The 20,301-nt window shown below is 65.9% G+C and carries 18 protein-coding genes; 12 read left to right on the forward strand and 6 right to left on the reverse strand.

The genetic code is table 11. The features are described 5' to 3' along the window. Positions 1-5: 5 nt before the first annotated feature. Both EZ242_RS02185 and EZ242_RS02190 read left to right on the forward strand, forming a co-directional pair. Positions 6-3,431, forward strand: a complete 3,426-nt coding sequence (locus EZ242_RS02185; protein WP_167784615.1) for an ATP-binding protein — start codon at positions 6-8, stop codon at positions 3,429-3,431. Next, a complete protein-coding gene (locus tag EZ242_RS02190; protein WP_167784616.1) occupies positions 3,415-4,635 on the forward strand; it encodes a Wadjet anti-phage system protein JetD domain-containing protein in 1,221 nt (406 codons plus the stop codon). The genes EZ242_RS02185 and EZ242_RS02190 overlap by 17 nt, the downstream gene beginning before the upstream one ends. Positions 4,636-4,900: 265 nt before the next feature. Here EZ242_RS02190 and EZ242_RS02195 read toward each other — a convergent pair whose 3' ends face one another. From EZ242_RS02195 to EZ242_RS02205, 4 genes are all read right to left on the reverse strand, one after another. Further along, the gene (locus tag EZ242_RS02195) at positions 4,901-5,509 is read right to left on the reverse strand and encodes a hypothetical protein (protein WP_135283463.1); all 609 of its coding nucleotides are present in this window, start codon (positions 5,507-5,509) and stop codon (positions 4,901-4,903) included. Next, positions 5,506-6,453 (reverse strand): AAA family ATPase, encoded by a 948-nt coding sequence (locus EZ242_RS02200; protein ID WP_167784617.1) that lies wholly within the window; start codon positions 6,451-6,453, stop codon positions 5,506-5,508. The genes EZ242_RS02195 and EZ242_RS02200 overlap by 4 nt, the downstream gene beginning before the upstream one ends. Before the next feature lie 237 nt (positions 6,454-6,690). Next, positions 6,691-6,855: a hypothetical protein gene (locus tag EZ242_RS21900; protein ID WP_167784618.1), complete on the reverse strand. Its 165-nt coding sequence runs from the start codon at positions 6,853-6,855 to the stop codon at positions 6,691-6,693. After that, the gene (locus EZ242_RS02205) at positions 6,852-7,481 is read right to left on the reverse strand and encodes a hypothetical protein (protein ID WP_135283465.1); all 630 of its coding nucleotides are present in this window, start codon (positions 7,479-7,481) and stop codon (positions 6,852-6,854) included. The genes EZ242_RS21900 and EZ242_RS02205 overlap by 4 nt, the downstream gene beginning before the upstream one ends. 149 nt (positions 7,482-7,630) lie before the next feature. Here EZ242_RS02205 and EZ242_RS02210 point away from each other — a divergent pair, with 149 nt between their 5' ends. Together EZ242_RS02210 and EZ242_RS02215 are read left to right on the forward strand one after the other, a co-directional pair. Beyond that, positions 7,631-7,930, forward strand: a complete 300-nt coding sequence (locus tag EZ242_RS02210; RefSeq protein WP_135283466.1) for a helix-turn-helix domain-containing protein — start codon at positions 7,631-7,633, stop codon at positions 7,928-7,930. Positions 7,931-8,732: 802 nt separating this feature from the next. Continuing rightward, the gene (locus EZ242_RS02215) at positions 8,733-9,422 is read left to right on the forward strand and encodes a hypothetical protein (RefSeq protein ID WP_135283467.1); all 690 of its coding nucleotides are present in this window, start codon (positions 8,733-8,735) and stop codon (positions 9,420-9,422) included. 141 nt (positions 9,423-9,563) lie between these two features. Here EZ242_RS02215 and EZ242_RS02220 read toward each other — a convergent pair whose 3' ends face one another. Further along, positions 9,564-11,051, reverse strand: a complete 1,488-nt coding sequence (locus EZ242_RS02220) for a hypothetical protein (RefSeq protein ID WP_135283468.1) — start codon at positions 11,049-11,051, stop codon at positions 9,564-9,566. Then, entirely contained in the window at positions 11,048-11,242 is a 195-nt protein-coding gene (locus EZ242_RS02225; protein ID WP_135283469.1) for a hypothetical protein, read from the reverse strand. Before EZ242_RS02225 ends, EZ242_RS02220 begins: the two co-directional genes overlap by 4 nt. 1,020 nt (positions 11,243-12,262) lie before the next feature. Between EZ242_RS02225 and EZ242_RS02230 the strand changes: the two genes are divergently transcribed. The 8 genes from EZ242_RS02230 (at position 12,263) to EZ242_RS02265 (ending at position 20,237) form a co-directional block, all read left to right on the forward strand. Beyond that, a complete protein-coding gene (locus tag EZ242_RS02230) occupies positions 12,263-12,988 on the forward strand; it encodes a transglutaminase-like domain-containing protein (protein WP_240786954.1) in 726 nt (241 codons plus the stop codon). 65 nt (positions 12,989-13,053) lie between these two features. Beyond that, positions 13,054-13,410, forward strand: a complete 357-nt coding sequence (locus tag EZ242_RS02235) for a hypothetical protein (RefSeq protein WP_135283471.1) — start codon at positions 13,054-13,056, stop codon at positions 13,408-13,410. Between the two features lie 294 nt (positions 13,411-13,704). Continuing rightward, positions 13,705-14,694, forward strand: a complete 990-nt coding sequence (locus EZ242_RS02240) for a TolC family protein (RefSeq protein WP_167784619.1) — start codon at positions 13,705-13,707, stop codon at positions 14,692-14,694. 2 nt (positions 14,695-14,696) lie between these two features. Continuing rightward, entirely contained in the window at positions 14,697-15,236 is a 540-nt protein-coding gene (locus EZ242_RS02245) for a hypothetical protein (RefSeq protein ID WP_240786955.1), read from the forward strand. A 10-nt stretch (positions 15,237-15,246) separates the two neighbouring features. Next, entirely contained in the window at positions 15,247-16,359 is a 1,113-nt protein-coding gene (locus EZ242_RS02250; RefSeq protein WP_135283473.1) for an efflux RND transporter periplasmic adaptor subunit, read from the forward strand. Between the two features lie 7 nt (positions 16,360-16,366). Then, complete coding sequence (locus EZ242_RS02255; protein ID WP_135283474.1) at positions 16,367-19,480, forward strand: efflux RND transporter permease subunit; 3,114 nt, start codon at positions 16,367-16,369, stop codon at positions 19,478-19,480. A gap of 32 nt (positions 19,481-19,512) precedes the next feature. Next, complete coding sequence (locus EZ242_RS02260) at positions 19,513-19,884, forward strand: hypothetical protein (RefSeq protein ID WP_135283475.1); 372 nt, start codon at positions 19,513-19,515, stop codon at positions 19,882-19,884. Beyond that, positions 19,884-20,237 (forward strand): hypothetical protein, encoded by a 354-nt coding sequence (locus EZ242_RS02265; RefSeq protein ID WP_135283476.1) that lies wholly within the window; start codon positions 19,884-19,886, stop codon positions 20,235-20,237. Before EZ242_RS02260 ends, EZ242_RS02265 begins: the two co-directional genes overlap by 1 nt. Positions 20,238-20,301 lie beyond the last annotated feature (64 nt).

Below are 20,301 nucleotides of genomic sequence, written 5' to 3' on the forward strand. Positions count from 1 at the left end.
GTACCATGGACAAGGTGCTGCAGCAGATTGAGCTGCCCGAAGCCGGCGATGAAAAGCCCGCGCTCGCTCCGTCTTCAGACCGGCTCCTCGAAGAGGAGCGGAGGCGGCAGTTCCGCCTCTCTCGCATCCAACTGAAGGACTGGGGCACATACCATGGGCTTCTGAGCCTCGATGTGCCCGAGCGCGGCCAGCTGTTCGTGGGGCACTCTGGCTCAGGCAAGTCGACCATCTTTGATGCGCACTCGGTCCTGCTCACGCCGCCGCAACGGCTTCGATTGAACCAGGCCTCACGCGACTCGGGCAAAACCGCCGACGATCGATCCGTTCTGAACTATGTACGCGGCGTTTGGGGCACTGCGCAAGGTGAGGACGGTCGGGGAGTAGCCAAGTTGCTTCGGCCTGGCACGACCTGGTCGTCCATTGCGGAGGTCTACCGAAACCCGGCTGGTCAGGTGGTCACGCTGGTGCACCTGTATTGGGTTCGGGGCGCGAGCAGCGATCTGCACCGCCGTTATCTCTTGGTGGAGCGCGAGTTCGACGTACGCGACCTGGATTTCTTCGCGGAGTCCGACTTTGACACCACGCGGCTGCATCGAACTCTCAAGGCCGCTGGCGTGGAGCCGTTCGAAGCCTTCTCGCGCTATATGGCAGCGTTCACCAAAGCCTTGGGTATCCGCGACGACATGGCGTTGCTACTGCTGCACAAGACCCAGTCGACGAAAAGCGTGGACAGCATCACGGCGTTTCTGCGTGAATTCATGCTCGAAGAACCCCGCACCTTTGAAGTGTCCCGGAATGTCGTGAACCAGTTCCAGAAGCTTAGTGAAGCGCACGGCGATTGGGTCACCGCGACCGGTCAGCGAGACGTCCTGATGCCTGCGCGTGAAGCGAACCAGAGGCTGCAGGCGCTGGCATTGGAGGCAACGCGCTGCAAAGAGGTCGCCGATGGTGTCGGCCTGCTTGAGACACCGCTTGCGATAGAGGTTCACGATCGCGCGTTGGCTGAGGCAGCGCCCACGCTGCAAACCCGACGTGCGCTGCTCACCCTGCGCGAGGGCGCGCTGGCGGAGGCGGAGAAGAAGCACGAAGAGGCCATCCGGCAAGAGGCATTGGGCGGCGGTGATGAACTGCGGCGCCTGGACGAGGCGCTGAAGCAAGCGCGCGAGCGCCAACAGACCGCCGTGCTGCACGCCCGAACGTTGGCGGCCGCCTGCGCTGCGCTGGGGCGCATGACTCCCGCGAGCGAGCACGAGTTCGCTCAGTTGCAGGGCGAGTCCATTCAGGCTGCAGAGCAGGGACCGCAGATGGACACGCGTGCGCTGCGAGACGCTGTGGGCACTCAGGCGGCGCTGAAAAAGCCCTTGGAGGAGGTTCAGAACCAGCTCGCGGCGCTTGCACGGGTGCCACGCTCGAATGTGCCGGCGGAGCAACAGGACATCCGCACGCTGCTCGCGCGTGCATTGAACGTGGAGATCGACACGTTCCCCTTTGCCGCCGAACTTATGTCGGTCAAACCAGCCGAGCGGCGTTGGCAGGGGGCTTTGGAGCGGCTGATGGGCGGATTTGGCGTGACCATGCTGGTTCCCGCTGAGAGACTGGATGCGGTGCGACGCGTGGTCGACACTCACAACTTGCGAGGTCGACTCACGTACCGACCGGTACGGCCCGTAACGGAGGTCGCGCGCGCGCGCCTCCCATCGAATGCGGCCGCCAAGGTCGAAACGGCCAGCCACGAGTTCAGCCACTGGTTGGTCAACGAAATCCACAGGCAATTTGATTTCGCCTGCGTCGAAGCTGCTGATGAACTTGCGCTGCACCCACGAGCGCTTTCCTTGAACGGCCAAATTCGGCGTGCCGGTGAAAACTACCTGAAGGATGATCGGACTGCTCTGGACAACCGCAGTAAGTGGGTCCTCGGCACCGACACAACGGCACGAGCCGCAAGTCTGCACGGACAGTTGACCGACTTGAACCGCCAAATTGCTGCGGCGCAGGCGGTGATCGATGCGCACGAGAGAGAAACGAAGGAGGCAGGCAGGCGCTATCAGGCGTTCGTGGCAATCCGCGGGCTGTCATGGGCCGAGCTGGACGAGGCGGGCGCGCAGAAGGAGGTTCTCGAAACGGGGGCGAGGCTCCGCGCGCTTAAGGATGGGAGTCCGCGTCTGGCGCATTTGCAGGCCGAGGTCGCGCGAACGTTGAAGGACAGACAGGAAGCCCAAGAGAGTTGGGCCGAACAGCGCGCCAGTGTTCAGTCTCTGCAGCAGCAGGTCGAAGGCTGGACGCGCGAGCGTGAGCGACTCGCCAGTCTTCCGGTCGTCGCGCTCACGCCGACGCAAAGCGATGCGATCCATCAAATGCGCGCGAAACGTTCCTGGGAGAGTACGCCCGAAACCTATGACCGAGAATTGAACTGGCTGCGGCAAGAGGCGAGCCGTGCGATGCAGCTCAACGAAGCGTCACAGCTGGAAGAGCGGCAGAAGATCGTGAATGCCCTGACCGAGTTTTGCGCGAAGACCGAATGGCAAGCCGCCACCCAGGGTCACGACCCTGTGCTGGACAGCTTCGACTTTTTCGACCAGCACCTGACGAATCTGCTGGTGGAGGGTGTCTCCCGGACTTGGGAGCGGTTCTTGCAGGAACTACAGGAGCACAACAGCCATCAGCTCACGCTCTTATCGCAGAGTCTCACAAGCGAACGCGCTGACATGGCCAAGCGGCTGTTGGCTGTCAACAGCAGCCTGGAGCGCACAGCATATAACCCCGGGACCTACCTGTTCCTCCATCGGGTCGATTGCGAACCGGAAGAATCGAAAGCGTTCCGCCGGGAGCTTGCCGTCGCGATGAGTGAAGTCGCGAACGTGGACGGTTCCGATACGGCGAATCTGCGTTTCGAGCGATTGAGAAAGATTGCCGAACGCCTTGGTAGCGACCGTTCCGAGGACATCCGGTGGCGGGCCCGGGTGCTCGACGTGCGCCAGCACGTGCAGTTCGACGCGCACGAGATCACGCGCGCCACAGGGCAGGTCGAGCAGGTCTACAGCGGCAGCGACGGCAAGTCGGGCGGGCAGAAGCAGAAGCTGGCCGCCACCTGCATGGCTGCTGCGCTTCGCTATCAACTGGCCCAGCCTGGAGGAACCCTGCCGCAATTCGCGACGGTTGTCGTTGACGAGGCGTTCGACCGATCTGACCCCGACTTTACGGAAGCCGCTCTTAACGTTTTTCGCGAGCTCGGTTTCCAGATCATCGTGGCAACGCCGGGAAAGATGGTGCAGACGATCGAGCCCTATGTCGGTGGCGCTGTGTGGGTCTACGCGCGTCGGGGTGATCGGTCCAACGCGGTGCCCCTGCAGTATGACGATCTGACTGGAACGATCGACTACAGCGCAATGGAACCAGGTGGCGAAAGGACGGAGCGTGCTGTTCCCGCCTGAGGCCGTCGCCTGGGCCGCCCAACGCTGGACCCGGAATCGGCGGGTCTGGATCGATGGCGGCGGCACGTGGCCCCTCGTGCGTGGGCTGGACCCACCCTCCGGCACGGACATTCGTGCCCGGCTTGACGATGTTACGCGTTGGACCAGCGCCTGGTCGTCAGTGCAACTTCCGGCTGGTGTGAGGGTCGACCGAGAGACGTTCCAGATGCGAGGGATCGGCGCGCAGACCCTGCCGGTGCGGATCGAGTTCGTCTCCCCCAGCGCGGTTGCTGACTTTGCGGGCCACGCGCCGGCCTGGAATCGCGTGGTGCAGCGAAGGGCGATGTTGATGCGAACTTGGCCCCAGTTGACGGATTCAGCGGGCCTGGGGCGCCTGTATGACTGGCTAGAAGCGGCCAGCGACGCTGATGTCGAACGTTTGGTCGCCGTCGCGACCTGGGTACTGGCCAATCCGGACAGCGGCCTCTACTTGCGGCAACTGCCAATTCTCGGTCTCGATACAAAGTGGATCGAAAGCGGCCAGAGGCGTGCAGTGGCAGCCCTGGTTTGCAGCTTGAGAGGCGCAATAGATGCAGGCGGCGACTCAGAGAGGGACTTCCTGCGCTTGTGTGGACTGCGCACACCGGAATCCAGGGTCCGCGTCATGGTTCTCGATCCGGAATTGCGGAAGTCGATTGGTGGTGTCCGCGACTTCCAGGCGCCAGTATCGGAGCTTGCTAGCTTGAATTGGGCGCCGCGAGCAACACTGTTCGTCGAAAATCTCGCGTCCGCCTACAGCCTGCCAGAGATGAAGGCCACGGTTGCTGTGGTCGGGCTCGGTCGCGCGGTCACTTTGGCAGGCGCGTTTCCCTGGGCTTCTCGTTCGCAGACCTTCTATTGGGGAGACATCGACACTGATGGGCTAGAGATCCTGTCGCTGGCACGCGGTGTATTTCCAAACGTGCGCTCTGTGTTGATGGAGCACGCGACACTCTTGCATTTTCGCGACCGGTGGGTCGCGGAGGGCACGGTCAACGGTCGGGCCGCGCGCGAGCGGCTGACGGCGGAAGAGCGGGGACTTTATGAAGAATTGCTCGCGAATGAGTGGCCCGGGTGGAGCGGGTCGCACGGCGTTCGGCTCGAACAGGAGCGATTGGATTGGCCCTATGTGGAAGCACGCCTGCTGCAGACAGTTGGCGCCTATGTTGCTGAGGTCGCTCTCTGATTCGCACCGAGGCTGACCTCGCTCGCACTGTGACGGCTGGACTCCTGCCAGGTGACGCGACGGCGCGCCCGCCTACTTGTCAGCCCCCAGGGTGCACCCTAAGGGTCGCCAGTTGCTGGTGAGCGTGCACCGCAGCGTTCCCGCCATAGGGCCAAGATGCCCAGCACTGCGGGCCCACATACCAATGCCCAGTACACAAAACACATCAACTTGGCATACATGTCCGGTGCTGCCTTTGCTAAGTTCGACCAGCCGTTGACGACGGTCATTCCAGTGACTCTTGCTGCGCCCGCTCCTTGAGCCTCTCCAGCCACCGAAGCTGCCCTTTGCGACCAAGCTTCTCCAGCACGAAGGTGGCGGGCAGATTGCAAGCGAGGGCCGCGGATTCAGCGGCGGCGCGCACCAACCGCGCCGACGGGGACGATTGCAGCTCTTTTCGCAGGTCCACCGAGCCACATCGCTCCAGCGCGATGAGCCGTGCGATCTCCAGCGCCAGCAGCCGCGGGCCTGCACATGACCCACACAAGGTGGCCTGTCGCCATTCGTCCAGCTCGCGCTGTTTGCCAGGCTTGCCGCACTCCATGCAGGTATGCATTGCCCTGACTCGGGCCTTTCGCAGCACCCCTTGAACCACACGATCTGTCGTGTCCGACTGCACCTGAAGTAGCCCGTCTTCTTCCCACGCACCCGCGATCTCGATCGTGCAACGCTTCTTCGTCGAGATGACGGCCAGGGTGAAGCGGAGGTCCGAGTAAAGCCGCTGCCACCCCATCGGAATTAGCTCCACGTGACGATTGAGGCGCGACCAGCTGTCTGTGTAAGCGAACCGGTCTTGGCAGGTCTGAGCGTTCCGGGTAGGGCAGTCGATCGTCACGGCAGGCTCCTGGTGTGCTGAACCGGAACAAAGCCCATCGGCCGGCCTCGGCTGGATCGTTCGGGCGGAACGTCCGCGCCCCGGAGTTCGCGGCGCCCGTCAGCCACAGCCGCAGCGCACGCATCTTCAAGCGCCTGCCATACGTCGCGAGCCGTACGCCCGACCAGTGCATCAAGAACCGGAACTGGCAACTCCTCGGGGAAGCTCCTGGCCCAGGCTTCACGTTCTCGCAATGCTCGGTACACGCTGCGCACGACCTGCACGCACTCGTCGCCCTCAGGCTGTCGGACATCGAAGACGCGAAACCGCGAACGAAGGGGGGCGTCAACCAAGGACAGATCGTTGCTCGTTGCGACCCATTGAACGTACGAAGCGTCGATCGGCAGCCCCACGAAAGCGTCCCGGAAGCGGCAGGCCGTGACCGGCTCGAGGAGCCCCAGCAAGAACGTGCACCCGGTCTCGGAGTTCAGTGCGCGCGTTTTGTCGATTTCGTCGAGCAGGACGACCGGGGACAGGCACTCGCCTTGCAGCAGATTCCAAACGATACCGGGGTTGCCAGTGCTATAGCCGGCGTCAAGCCCCGTGATGGCGAAGCTTGCATGGAGGCTGGACATGTCCACGCGCGCGATGGGTACCTGCAGCCACTGGGCTAATCGTTCGGCGAACGCCGTCTTGCCGCATCCGGGTGGGCCATTGAGCAGCAGTGGCGGCAGCCGGAACTCCGCACCGGCAACCGTGCCCGCCAACAGCGCCCGGCGCCAGACGAACTCCAGTACGTCCTTGAAGTTGGGGAACTGATCCCTGAGTTCCTGGAAAGCCAGAGAGGAACCGGGCACTCCGACGCGGCGCATCGCGCCCGCCTTGGAGGCGCGCTCCAGTTCCGGCACGAGCCCCGCCTGAGTGTCGTGCCGCAGGCGGCGCGCCCAGGCCAGACGCTCCGCCATGTCTTCAGTCCGGAAGAGTGGCCGGGTAGGCCAAGGAGATTCGCTCTGCTCCGGCGCAGCGAGCCCGGAGTCCTCCTCGCGAGGCTCGCGCACGAGTTCTCCGATCCGGGCACCGCGGGCGCGCATTTCAGGTTCCTTCGGCGGAACGTCGCGCGCCAAGGCTCGGACGGCTGCAAGCTGCAAGGCTAGATCGCGATCGGCAGATCGAGGTGCACGCATGCTGGCGTACTGCCTTGTTCACTTGAGCTTGCGCAGCTCGCTGAAGCCAGCGTTGCGCACCTGCGAGTCACGCAGCGGCGTGGTCCGCAGGCCGGGCCGCATCCCGATAAGTTCTTTGTCGACCAGACCGGCCGAACAGACTCGCCGCAATCGCATTTCAGCCGAAGGACGCACGGGGTTCACGCATCTCCCCGGTTGAGGGCCCGGATCCGCTTGTAGTACCACTCGCGGCGCTGCCAGACCTCCGGCGGATGGCCGTCCGGTCCCGGATGCGTATGGATGTCGCACTCACGCCGGAAGTTCTTGACCTCCAGTGCATGGGGGCGTTTGCGGCGAAGATGCTCAAACAAGAACTCCACGACGGCGAAGGCGCTGAGCCCGTCATAGCTCAGCGAGTAGCAAACGCGCCTTTGCTTGTTGGTCACTTCGGGCTGCGTGATGGTGCCGCAGATCCCGACCACCCACTCAAATTCCTCAAGGAGAGTACGGCTGGTTTGAGCGATGTGGACACGGAGCCGGTAGTTGGGGCGGCGCTTCGATGTCGCAGGGAAGGTCTGGCAGGCAATGTGAATGCAGCCTTCGCCATCCAGGATGCCCGCGGCCCAACCCACGTCGGCCTCATTGGGAATCGTTCGCTTGGAATACGGGCTCATGGCGAACGGCGTCCGCATCGTGGTCACCGCCATCATCTGATCCACAGTGCGCGCTGCGGCACGAGCCTGAGAGGTACTGCGTTCGTGAGTCGGTGCGCACGCTCCTTGGTCCATCTGCCGGAAGGGCGAGCAGGGATCAACTGCCGAGAAGCTCATTCAGTCTCCTATATACGCGACACTGCGTCGCATATATGCATCATCCCGCGCTCCGGGGTTTTTGGGCAAGCGCTTGACATGTTCATGCGTCTCAACGTCGCATATGTGCGACATTCAGCGGCTACAGTCATCGGCGAGGAGGACGCAGCATGATTCGCTTTCACCTGACCGAGCTGATACTGAAGAAGAGCGTGGAGGTCGGACGCCGGATCGACATCGGTGAGATCTCCGAGCAGACAGGCATCCATCGCAGCACTGTCTCGCGTGTGCTGAATCAGCCAGGAGCGAACCTCACGGCGGACAACATGTCTCGCCTATGCAAATTTTTTGGGTGTACGTTGGGAGAGCTTGCCGAATATGTGGACGATGAGGCGACAACTCGTCCCAGCAGCAGCAAGCAAGCCTCCAAGGCGAAGCCAGGTGCCGGCGAGAGGAGAGCGCGAAGGTGAGAACGACACGCTGGTGCTCGCTCACTTCGGCTTCTCGCCGGACCGCTGGTCCCCCTGCTTTCCGGGCTGAAGCACTCACGAGGCCGCATTGTTGAACCGGTTTCAACAGGGCGGCTGGCGCAGACAACGACAGCGAGCGACTTCGAGTTCGAGCTCTCCTCGTTCGCACCTGATCTCGGTGCTGAGCAAAAAAAATGGGGTTGCCCTCTCAGACAACCCCATTTCCCCGACCGTGCCGATGGAATCGGTGCGATCGTACTCCGCGAACGGAGAAGGTCCTTTCAGACCTGCCAGATCAACTGGACTTATCGAAGCATCTCCGCGAACGGAGCAGCCCTTGCGGGCCGGATGGTTCCAGATCAACTGGACTTATCGAAGCATCTCCGCGAACGGAGCGACACCATCTGTGCTGTCGATAAAGGGAACTATAGGGCCAAGCGCGCCTTGCGTCGACGGAGATTGGAGCGTTCGGACGAACATTTTTTCTCGCGCCGGACGCCTAGCGCTCGAAATCGCGCAGCGTGTATTCAGCTCACCATCACAACCTCATTTTTGGGCCGCATCGCCTGAAAACGCGCGGATTGCCTTGTTGCAAGGGCGCCACGGCATGCAGCACCGCTCGGGCGAAACCGTCCACCGAGGTGAGCGCGCATGCCTTGAGTAATGCTGCAACCGATAAGAACGGCTGATCTTTTCCGTCCGATTCATGTATCCGGCACGCGTTTGTGATGGTTGAACGGCTACTCTGATGGATCGAGGCCACCTTCACCCGGGTGAAGGTGGCAAGAGCTGGTGAGAGACCATGGACAAGCACAACGTGCGGCTCACGCTGAGACGCCACATCGACATCGAGGCACGCCTGATCGTCCACCTCCTGTCATTGAAGCCACGACGGCACCACGTCAAGGTCCGTGTCGGCGAACTCCTCGCACTGGGCCTGACACACAAGCCGCCAGCTGCGGACGTCGATGAGAACGCTGACCCAGCGGCGAAGGCCATGGAGCTGTACGTGCCACTGGCACGCCCCGCGGACGCGTCCGTCCTGGATGCCTTGGCTGCGAGGCCGGAGCATCACCGCAACGACTGGCTGCGCGCGCGCCTTCTGGCTGGCTTCGCCGCCAGTCAAGAGGCTTCGACGCCATTGAACACACCTGCATCAGGGCCGTCGCCGGTGGATCCATTGGCATCGAATGCATCGCTCGCGAGCGCTTCGTGGAGCCCGAAGGCCCCGTCGGTTGCAATGGTGTCGCCCGCGAATCGGGACGTGGAGACGCCGCCCGCCTCTGTGCCTTCCCCCTCATCGGAGCCCCTCGACTTTGATCTCTCCGAGCCAGTGGTGGTCGCGCCCACCGACGGATTCGCTGAGCAGCGCGCGAAGTGGGAGGCGGTGCTCCAGGCGCGGGACGCCGCAAGTGACTGGGCCGAGGGGGAGCGCGATGCGCATATGGCAGCAAGGCCCATGCGGAATGAGCTGCGGGGCCTGCTTGGCTGACATGCCCTGACGCGGAGTCCGACTTCGTCGGCTCGCAAGCCGTGACAGGGCATCGTGGCCGGCCGCGGTCACCGAGGCGCTGCCGAAGGTGCGGGTCACGCCCGCCCAGCCTTACGCGTTCAGCCGCGTTGCATGCAACGATCAGGGGCGAGGAGCAGGGCGCAGGGTGTCGCCGATGCCGAAGGGGATCTCGCCGCCACGCAGGATGTGTATCAGGCGCCGAGCCTCGCCACGGTCAATCTTGCCTGCCTCGACTCGCTCTTCCAGGTGCTCAATGGCCTCATCCTGACGAGCCTCAAGTGCGTCGAGCATCTCCTGCAGCGCGCTGCTCTTCGCGCGCTCCCGCTCGAGATCCGCAGCCCGATGCGCCAGTTCCTGGCGTTGCCTGTCGCGGTCGGCCTCGAACTGCCGGCGCTCCTCGGCCAGCTTGTTCGCCTCGTCCTTCAGCTCGCGCTGGCGCTTCTCCAAGGCCTGACGCCATTTGAGCTGCATCTGGTTCAGCTCGCCTTCCTTTATTGCAACCTGCGCCAGGCGAGCGTTGGCCTCGGCGAGCTTCTGCCTGGCCGCGGCCTCCGCGTCATCGAGCACCGACAGCCGCGAGCGCCAGGTCTCCTCCAGCTCCTTCGCGCGCAGATCCAGCTTGCGGCGAGCCACAGCCACATCGCTGGTGTAGCGCTCGTAGTTCACGTCCGCCTTGCGGTTCCAGCCCAGGGGCTTGCCCACCACCTCGTGGAACCGATCCTGCGCCTGCATCCAGCCCACCCTGTACCAGGTGCCGTCCTGGTCCGCCGAGTCGCCTCGCGCGGCTGCGCGCGCCCTTGAGACGACCCCCGGGTCCAGGTACTTGATGGGAAACGCCTGCGGGTCGGCAATGATGGCGTGCGCATGCGCGAGCTTCTCGTCCCGGTGGAGCACGAGGGACACGAGCCCCGCCTCGCCAAGGTCACCTTCCTCGCCTGGATCATCGGGCCCTTGCGTGCCGGGTAAACGCGCTGCGCGGGCGGGCCGGAATTCACCGAACTCGCCGATCAACCACGTCTTGATCAGTTCCCTCCACAGACTGAATTGAGCGTCGCCCTCCCTGTACGCGGCGGTGTAGCCCATGACTATGGAGAGCACGGTAGGCAGGCGTGTCGACTGCCGGCGTAGCTTTGTATACGGTCCCTCCACAGGCACACGCGTCACCGCCTCCGGTGTGGACGGCTCGAGTGTCATCTCCATGTGGTGCTGGCCCTTGCCTGGCTTCGGCGGGCGCCACCAGGTCTGCGGCGAGACGTTCTGGCCGGCTGCCTGTATGTGCTCGTGGAACCACTCCTTCATGCGCTCAACGTCCGGGCCGTGGACCACGATAGGCTCGAGCGGCTCGATGTCCTGGCTGTCCAGGTGCTGCACGTACTTGCGCGTGGGAGTGGGCTTCGGCTCCATCAAGTCGTTGAGCAGCCGCAACGCCTCGCCCACGATGTCCTCCAGGGCGCGGGTCGGCTGGTTGGCCGAGATAGCCACCAGCGTTCCGTGCATGAACTGGTTCAGCCCGCCGCCGGTGGTCTCCCCCATCGGCCGGGTCGGGCGCACTCCGCCTTTTTTCTTGGCCCGGACCTTGGCTCGCTGCTTGGCGGCCGCGGTGCTCACGATCCACCTCCGACCAACGACGAGGGAGCGAACAGCCCTTCGTCTGCGACCGCCTCTATACCGTGGGGTTGAGCGCTGCTCAACCCGCGGACGGGCGCCACGTGGACGAAGGCCGCTTCGTTGCGGTAGTCATCGGCGTCGCCGATACCAGCGAAGACGAAGTAGGGTTTTTCGATCCCGTTGAAGATCATCGGGCCCGTAGGCCCCTTCGCGGCCGGTGCCGCATGCGATGACGTAGCCATGTCCCTGTCCTCCAGTGCGTGGTCCCTTCGCTTGCAGGAGACCATCGAGTACGTAGTTGACTTCGGTGCCGCTGTGCCATGCCGAATCGATGGATTCGCGCCAGTGCGCCCTTGAAGCTGCTTTGATCAACTGTAGGACGGACCTGTATCCGCCGTGTTGGCATTCTTCGCAATCGATTCGATCCAGTTGAATCGCTCGAGTTGGATACGTTAGACCAATGATCCATAGCAACAGACTCCGATCAATGGTCGGGCGGATACGTCTGCTGTGTAGAGGCGCATGCCCCAAGGCTGTACCCACATCGAGTCTTGAGAAGCGCCAGGGTGTCTCGTTGGAAACCCGATGTAGTGGGGGCGATCCCAATCTGTGCACTTGGCCGGCGTGATTGTGTCGGCGCGGCGCCAGGCAGTGACGGCCCCCTGATCGCCTTGCTGCACGAGGAAACGTGCGTGTGCACAAATCAGCGTTGGTCCGCACGGTTTGCCGTGTGTGCGCACGGATCCGCGGGGAAGACTGCACGGGTCCGGGCATTTCCATGGTTCAGCGTGGGTGGCCACGGTTGTTCGTGGCCATGCACGTGTTAAGGGGGCGAAGAGCTCGTGGCTCTTGCGGCGAACCACCAACTGCACTTGAGCGAGCTGCTGGACGGCGTCGGCAGCGGACGTTCCAGTGACTGGCGCGGGGCATCTTCCGATGCTTGTTCCATCAGTCCCAGCGCGCTAGCGCCTCCCAGAGCACCTGCAAGTTCCGAGCTGCCCACACAGGCCGGGTGCCTGGCCGGATTCTGAGGTTGCGCCCCAGCGTGGGGTAGGGACTACGGCAGCTTTCGGAAGCCGACATCGTTGAGCGGTCTTGACCCTCTACCGGCTACAAGGTTTCCAATGACTTTACGACGCCGCGGACCGGCGACGCGAGATCAACAAGTGGAGCCCGCGATGGATAGCCAGAAACTGCTGCGAGAGACAAACATGCTCGACTTCGAGCACCCAAGCATCCAGGGGCTGATCCGCGAGCGAGGGTGGCGTGATCTGCCGCAGCGCGAGCGGGTCGGAGCGATCTATGAGTTTGTGCGCGACGAGATCGCTTTCGGTTACAACCTGGCGGACGACTTGCCGGCGTCGCGCGTGCTCGCTGACGGCATTGGCCAGTGCAACACGAAGGGATCGCTGTTCATGGCGCTGCTGCGAGCGTCGGGCATCCCCTGCCGCTTCCACGGCTTCACCATCGACAAGGCCTTGCAGAAGGGCGCCATCACGGGCGTGGCCTACCTCCTAGCTCCCCGCGACATCATCCACAGTTGGGTCGAGGTCCTGATCGACGGCCGCTGGATCGAGCTCGAGGGATTCATCCTGGACAAGGCCTATCTCTCGAAGCTTCAAGAGATGTTCGCCGACCACGAGGGAGCCTTCTGCGGCTTCGGGGCGGCGACCCCCGATTTGAAGAACCCTCAGGTCGATTGGACGGGCGACAACACCTACATCCAGAAGGACGGCATCAACCACGATTTCGGCGTGTTCGATGACCCGGATTCGTTCTACGCCAAGCACGGCGCGAACCTCTCGGGCGCCAAGAAGTGGCTGTTCCAGGCCGTGGTGCGCCGCTGGATGAACGCGAACGTGGAGCGCGTGCGATCGGGCGGCGCGCGAGCCCTCGGCGTGAGGCCCCGGCCTACGCGCGCGCCATCCGCCGGCTGAGCGTAAAGGCCTTGCGCCGCCCTCTTGGTCGTGAGATGGTCGATCCCGATACAATGCTTCCGCCGATGAGACGCTTCCTGCTTTTGTTGCTCGCGCTGGTGCTGCCCATGCAAATGAGCTGGGCGGCCACGCATTTTTGCGACGACGAGCGCCTCGTGGCGCTCGCCGTCGCGGCGGCCGAGCAGGGAGGCCATTTCCATGCCGAGGCGGCCGGCGAGAAGTCGGACTCCCAGAGCGAGAAGATCGCCGACGCGTGCTGCGGAGCGGCGCACAACTGCCACGGCCTGCACCACATCATGGGCCAGGCGGATCCCGAGTTCGCCGCCGCAGCCTGCACGCAAATGCCCGCGCATTCGGGCGCCGCGCCTCCCTTGGGCGAAGTCCTCTCCCGGATCGAGCGTCCCAATTGGCCCGCCGCCTGACGGCGGGCCGCGACATACCAACCCATCTTCCTCGCGGTTCGCCGAAGCAGTCGTTAGTTTCGACCTTCGGAGAACTCGATGTTTCCTTTTTCCCCGCGGCCGCGGACGGCCGCGCTCGTCGGCGCGCTCGCGCTCGCTTGTTCCGTTGGCGCGCAGACAGCGCCTCCCACTTTGCGCGAGGCCGTCGACGCGGCTTGGGCGCTGAGCCCCCAGGCTCGGGCGCTCGCTAGCCGGCAGGCCGAGCTCGACGCCCGCGCCCGCGCCGCCGGCAATTTCCTGGCCGGCCCCCCAACCGTGTCCCTCGCCCACAAGACCGGCCGCGGAGCCGCCAGCGGCGCGCAGGAGACCGAGGCCGAGATCTCGGCGCCCCTCTGGCAGCCCAGGCTGCGCTCGGCGACCGCGGCGCAGGTCGAGGCCGATCGAGCATCGCTCTCGGCGCAGGTGGCGGCCGCGAGGTTGAAGCTCGCCTCCGACGCGCGCGAGCTCGCGGCCGCGGCCGCCTTGGCCGAAGTCGAGCGCGAGCTCGCCAGCCGCAAGGCGTCCGAGGCGCAGGCGTTGGCCGCCGACACCGAGCGGCGCGTCAAGGCGGGAGAGAGCGCGCGGGTCGACGCGCTGCGCGCGAGCTCGGCGCTGCGCGAGGCGGAGTCCGCCCGGGCGGCGGCCGAGGGCGCGTTGGCCCGGTCGCTGGCGAATTGGCGCGCGCTCACGGGGCTCGCCCAGCCGGCTGCGCTCGACGAGGCGCAAGGGCCCGTAGGGGAGCATCCCTTGGCGCGGGCGGCCGAGGCGCAGGCGCGGGCGGCTCGCTCCAGGCTCGAGGTGGCCGAGGCCGACCGGCGCGACCCGATGGAGGTCGGCGTCGGAGTCATTCGCGAGCGCCCGGGCGGCGGCGCGCCCACCGAGAGCTCCGTGAGGCTCTCGCTGCGCGTGCCGCTTGGGGGCGACATCCGCAACGGCGCTCGGATTGCCGCGGCGCGCGCCGAGCTCGACGCGGCCGAGGCGGAGCTCGACGCGGCGAGGCGCCAAGTCGGCTCCGAACGCGAAGCGGCCTTGGCCGAGCTCGAGTCTGCGCGGCGCGCCGAGCGCCTCGCGACCGAGCGCGAGCGCTTCGCCCGCGCGGCCCAGGAGCTGATCGCCAAGTCGCACCGGCTGGGCGAGACCGACCTGCCCACGCGCCTGCGCGCCGACGCCGAAAGGTTCGAAGCCGAGCTCGCGCGCGCGCGGGCATCCATCGAGGCGCGACGCGCCCTGTCCAAACTCAATCAGGCCAACGGGGCCATGCCATGATCATGAAGCTTCTCCCCGCATTTCGCTCCGCCCTCGCGGCGCTGGCGCTCTCGTGCACGGCGATCGCGCCGGCTCTGGCCGGCGAGGGCCACAACCACGACGCCGCACCCGCGGGGGCCGAGGGCCAAGCGAGCCCGCGCGTGCAGGCGCACTCGGACCTGTTCGAGCTGGTGGGCGTGGTCGAAAAAGGCCAGATGACGGTCTATCTCGACCGCTACGCCACCAACGAGCCAGTGGCGAACGCCAAGATCGAATACGAGGCGGGCTCGAACAAGGGGGTCGCCGCGCCGCAGCCGGACGGCACCTACGTGGTGAAGTTCGACGCGCTCTCCAAGCCCGGCGAGCTGCCCTTCTCCTTCACCGTCAGCGCGGGCTCCGACACCGACCTGCTCGCCGGAGAACTCCACATCGAAGACTCCCACGCCGAAGAGGCGCAGGCGGCGCGCCCCTGGGCGCGCTGGGCCGCCTATGGCGCGGCCGCCCTGGCCCTCGCGGCCGCCGCGCTCTTCGCCCGCCGCCAATTCGCGCGTCGCCGCGCCTGAGGACACGGACATGAAGAACAAGCACATCATCGCGGCCTGCGCCTGCCTTTTCGCGCTCCTCGCGTCCCCGGCCTTCGCCGGCCCCGAGCACAACCACGGCGAGTCGGCGCCTGCGCCGACCAGCAACTCCCCCAAGCGCCTGCCCGACGGCAGCGTGTTCCTGCCGAAGAACTCGCAGCGGCAACTCGCGGTGCGCACGCAGCTCGCCGAGGAGCGCCCCGCAGCGCAGACCATCGAGCTCACCGGCAGGGTCTCCATGGATCCGAACGCCGGGGGGCGCGTGCAGCCCACCCAAGCCGGACGCCTCGAAGCGGGCCCGCGCGGGCTGCCGTCCCTGGGCCAATTCGTCCGGAAGGGCGAGGCGCTGGCGGTGGTGCGCTCGTCGGCCTCCGCGATCGAGCGAGCGAACCAGCAGGCTCAGGCCGCCGAGCTGCGCGCGCAGCTGGATCTCGCCCGCAGGCGCGTCGCGCGGCTCTCCGAGCTCGAAGGCACCGTGCCGGCCAAGGAGATCGAAGCCGCGCGCTCGGACGTCGTGAGCTTGCAGCAGCGCCTGGCGGCCGTGGGCGCTTCCGTCTCAGCCTCCGAGACGCTCGTGGCCCCCATCTCCGGCGTGATCTCGGCCTCCAACGCGGTCGCCGGACAAGTCGTCGACGCGCGCGAGGCTCTCTTCGAGATCGTCGACCCCTCCAAGCTCGTCGTCGAGGCCCTGGTCTTCGACATGAGCCTGCTGTCGAACGTCGGGGCTGCCAGCGCCAGCCCCGCGCCGGGCGTCAGCGTGCCGCTGCGGCTTTTGGGCGCCGGACGCGCGCAGCGCGAAGGCGCCATACCGCTTCAATTCCGCACCGCTGGCAACTCCGCGGTCCCCTTGGCCGTCAACCAGCCGGTGAAGGTGCTGGTCCACACCCGGACGATGGTCAAGGGCGTGGCCGTGCCCGCCGCGGCGGTGGTGAAGAGCCCGAGCAACCAGGACATGGTCTGGGTGCACACCGGCGCCGAAGTCTTCCAGCCGCGGACGGTGCGCGTCTCGCCCTTGGACGGCGCGAACATGGCGGTGACCGACGGCCTCAAAGCCGGCGAGCGCGTGGTGACCCAAGGCGCGGCCTTGGTCAACCAAGTCAGGTGAGGTCGCGATGTTCGATTGGCTAGTCAAATCGTCGCTCGCGAACCGCCTGATCGCGCTGGTGGGGGCCGTGGTCCTCATGGCCTATGGCCTGTTCGTGCTGGTCCAGATGCCCGTGGACGTCTTCCCGGACCTGAACAAGCCCACCGTCACCGTGCAGGCCGAGGCCGGCGGCATGGCGCCGGAGGAGGTCGAGCAGCTCATCACGGTGCCCTTGGAGACCGCCATGGGCGGCATTCCGGGCGTGGAGAGCATCCGCTCGGTGTCCAGCGTGGGCCTCGCCTTCGTCTACGTCACCTTCGACTGGAAGACGGACATCTACCGCGCGCGCCAAATGGTGGGCGAGCGGCTCTCCGTCGCGCGCGAGCAATTGCCGCAGGGCGTCGACCACGTGGCCATGGGGCCGGTGAGCTCGATCATGGGCGAGATCATGACCGTGGCGCTGCCCATCGACCCGGCCAAGATCAGCCCGATGGCGGTGCGCGAATACGCGGACTTCGTCGTGCGCCCGCGCCTGCTCACCATTCCGGGAGTCGCGCAGGTGGTGCCCATCGGGGGCGAGGTGCGCCAATACCAGGTGCAGCCCGACACGGCCAGGATGTCCGCCCTCGGCATCACCGTCGAGAACGTCGAGGAGGCCGTCAAGGGCTTCTCGGCCAACACCAGCGGTGGCTTCCTGGAGCTGAATTCGCGCGAATACCTGATCCGCAACATCGGGCGCACGACGCGGATCGAGGACTTGCAGCGGCTTCCGGTGGGGTATCGCTCCGGGCAGCCGATCCTGCTCTCGCAGGTCGCGTCGGTCTCCTTCGCGCCGGCCATCAAGCGCGGCGACGCCGGCTACAACGGCAAGCCCGCGGTGCTGCTGGGCGTTCAGAAGCAGCCCGACGCCGACACGGTGAAGCTCACCAACCGGGTCGAGGAGGCCCTGGCCGGCTTCAAGGCGAGCTTGCCGCCGGGCATGGGCGCGCCCATGGTCACGATGCGGCAGGCGAGCTTCATCGAGGCGTCGGTGAACACGCTGCAAGGCAAGTTCCTGGCGGCGGCCTTCGTCGTGGCGGGCGTGCTCTACCTGTTCTTGATGAACGTCCGGACCACGGTCATCGCGCTGACGGCGATCCCCCTGTCGGTGATGATCACCGCGCTGGTCTTCAAATACTTTGGCTTCTCCATCAACACGATGACGCTGGGAGGCCTCACGATCGCCATCGGCGGCCTAGTGGACGACGCGGTGGTGGGCGTGGAGAACGTCTTGCGGCGCTTGAAGATGGATCGGCAGGCGCATCCGGAGCACCGCATGGGCCCCTTGGAGCTGATCGCCAAGGCGACGTTGGAGGTCAGGTCCGCCATCGTGATCGCGACGGTGATCATCGTCCTGGTCCTCATGCCCCTCTTCTTCCTGCCCGGGATCGAGGGGCGCTTGATGCAGCCCTTGGCCGTCGCCTACATCGTGTCGCTCTTGGCCTCGATGCTGGTGTCGGTGACGGTGACTCCGGTCATGTGCTACTACCTGCTGCCGAAGATGGGCTCGCTGGATCACGGCGACACCAAGGCGCAGGCGTGGCTCAAAGCCCGCTACGAGCGGGGGCTCGCCAAAGTGCTGGCCGCTCCCAAGGCCTGGGTGGTCACGGGAGCCGTCGCGGCGCTCGTCGCCGCCGCCGCCGTGCCCTTCTTCCCGACGACCTTCCTGCCGCCGTTCAACGAGGGCGTGGCGCTGGTGGGCCTCAGGCTCAACCCCGGCACGACCTTGGCGGAGAGCGCGCGCATCGGCGCGGTCGCCGAGACGAATCTCAGGGCGGTGCCGGAGGTCGAGCATGTGGGACGCAGGAGCGGGCGCGCGGAGCTCGACGAGCACGCCGAGGGCGTGCACGTGTCCGAGCTCGACGTGAAGCTCAAACGCAGCGATCGCAGCGTCGAGGAGATCTACGCGGACCTGCGTTCGCGCGTCTCGGCGCTGCCGGCGGCCATCGGCATCGGACAGCCGATCAGCCACCGGATCGACCACATGCTCTCGGGCGTGCGCACGCAGATCGCGATCAAGATCTTCGGCGACGACCTCGACACCCTGCGCGGGCAAGCCGAGGCGCTGCGCCAGCGCCTCTCTCGCATCGAGGGCGTGGTGGACCTGGAAGTCGAAAAGCAGGTGCTCACGCCCCAGATTAAGGTGCGGGTCGACTACGACAAGGCGGCGTCATACGGGCTGCCGGCGGCCAAGCTCCTGCGCGAGCTGCAAATGATGATCGACGGGGAGAAGGTCGCGCAGATCGTGGAGGGCAGCCGAAGGTTCGATCTGGTGCTGCGCCTGCCCGAGTCGGCGCGCGGCATGGAGGGGCTGCGCAACCTGATGATCGACACGCCTGCTGGGCGCGTGCCGCTCTCGCAGCTCGCCGTGGTCGAGGAATCCGACGGGCCGAACCAGATCAGCCGCGACGACGGGAGGCGGCGCATCGTGATCTCGGCCAACGCCCAGGGCCGCGCGCTCTCGGACGTCGTGGCCGACATCCGCCAGGCGGCGGCGGAGGCCAAGCTGCCCGAGGGCTACTTCGTTACCATCGGCGGCCAGTTCCAGGCGCAGGAGGAAGCGAGCCGCCTCATCGGGTTGCTCTCGATCGCGTCGGTGGCGCTGATCTTCCTGATCCTCTACTCGCGCTACAAGTCGGCGGCCCTGGCCGGCATCATCATGGCCAACATCCCCTTGGCCCTGGTGGGAGCGGTGTTCGGTCTGTGGCTCTCGGGCCAGCCGCTGTCGGTGGCCGCTCTCGTGGGCTTCATCACGCTCGCGGGCATCGCGATCCGCAACGGCATCATGAAGGTCTCCCACTACGTGAACCTGTGCGCGTTCGAGGGCGAGAGCTTCGGCGACAAGATGCTCGCGCGAGGCAGCCTCGAGCGGCTGACTCCCGTGCTGATGACGGCGCTCGTGGCCGCCCTCGCGCTCTCGCCCTTGCTCTTCGAGGCCGACCGCCCCGGCACCGAGATCCTGCACCCGGTCGCCGTCGTGATCTTCTCGGGCCTCATCACCTCGACCCTGCTCGACTCGTTTTTGACCCCCGCGATGGTCAAGCTGTTCGGGCGGGGTCCCATTGAAAACCTCGTGGCCCAGTCGGGCTCCGAAGCTTACTGATTCCGTTTCAACCACCACCAAAGGAGCTACCCATGAAAATCAAAACCATCCTCGTCGCCGCCGCCGTCGCGCTCGCCGCGCCCGCCTTCGCGCAGAAGGACGACCACTCCGCCAAGCATGGCGGGATCTTTGTCGAGACCAAGGCGCTCGACTTCGAGATCGTCGCCAAGCCCGATCTGATCCAGGTCTACGTCGGCGACCACGGCAAACCGGTGAAGCTCGACGGCGCCAAGGGCAAGGTGACGCTTCTGAACGGCAGCGAGAAGACCGAGGTCGACTTGGCGCCCGCCGGCGACAAGCTCGAGGCCAAGGGATCGTTCAAAGTGGCCAAGGGCACCAAGGGCATCGCCTCGGTGACCTTGGCCGGCAAGAGCGCCGCCACCGCCCGCTTCGAGGTGAAATGATGAACCCCCGCCTCCTTCTTCTGATCGGGGCGGCCGCGGCCCTCGCCGGCTGCGCCTCGAATCCCGTGTTCGAGGGCGGCCGGGCTTGGAGCGACGGCTGGCGCGAAGGCAAGGTCGAGAAGGTCGGCTCGGCCGCCGAGCTCGGCTACCGGCAGTCTTACGACTGCCGCTATCGCGACGACGGCGCGGGGCGCGAGGCGCCGGGGCGCTTCGCCGTCGTGGCGGTCCAGAACATGGGCAAGCACCGCCACGTCGTCGCGCCGGTGGAGCCCGGCCGGGAGCCCAAGGAAGGCGACCAGGTTCTGACGAACCTGCGTGGCTGCGCGCCGCCGATCGCGAGGGCCGGCAAGTGAGCGAGGGCGAAGGCCACGGCCATGGCCACGGGGGCAGCCACGGCGGACACAGCCACGCCGGAGG

The sequence above is a fragment of the Ramlibacter rhizophilus genome (assembly GCF_004681965.1).
Classification (GTDB): Bacteria; Pseudomonadota; Gammaproteobacteria; order Burkholderiales; family Burkholderiaceae_C; genus Ramlibacter; species Ramlibacter rhizophilus.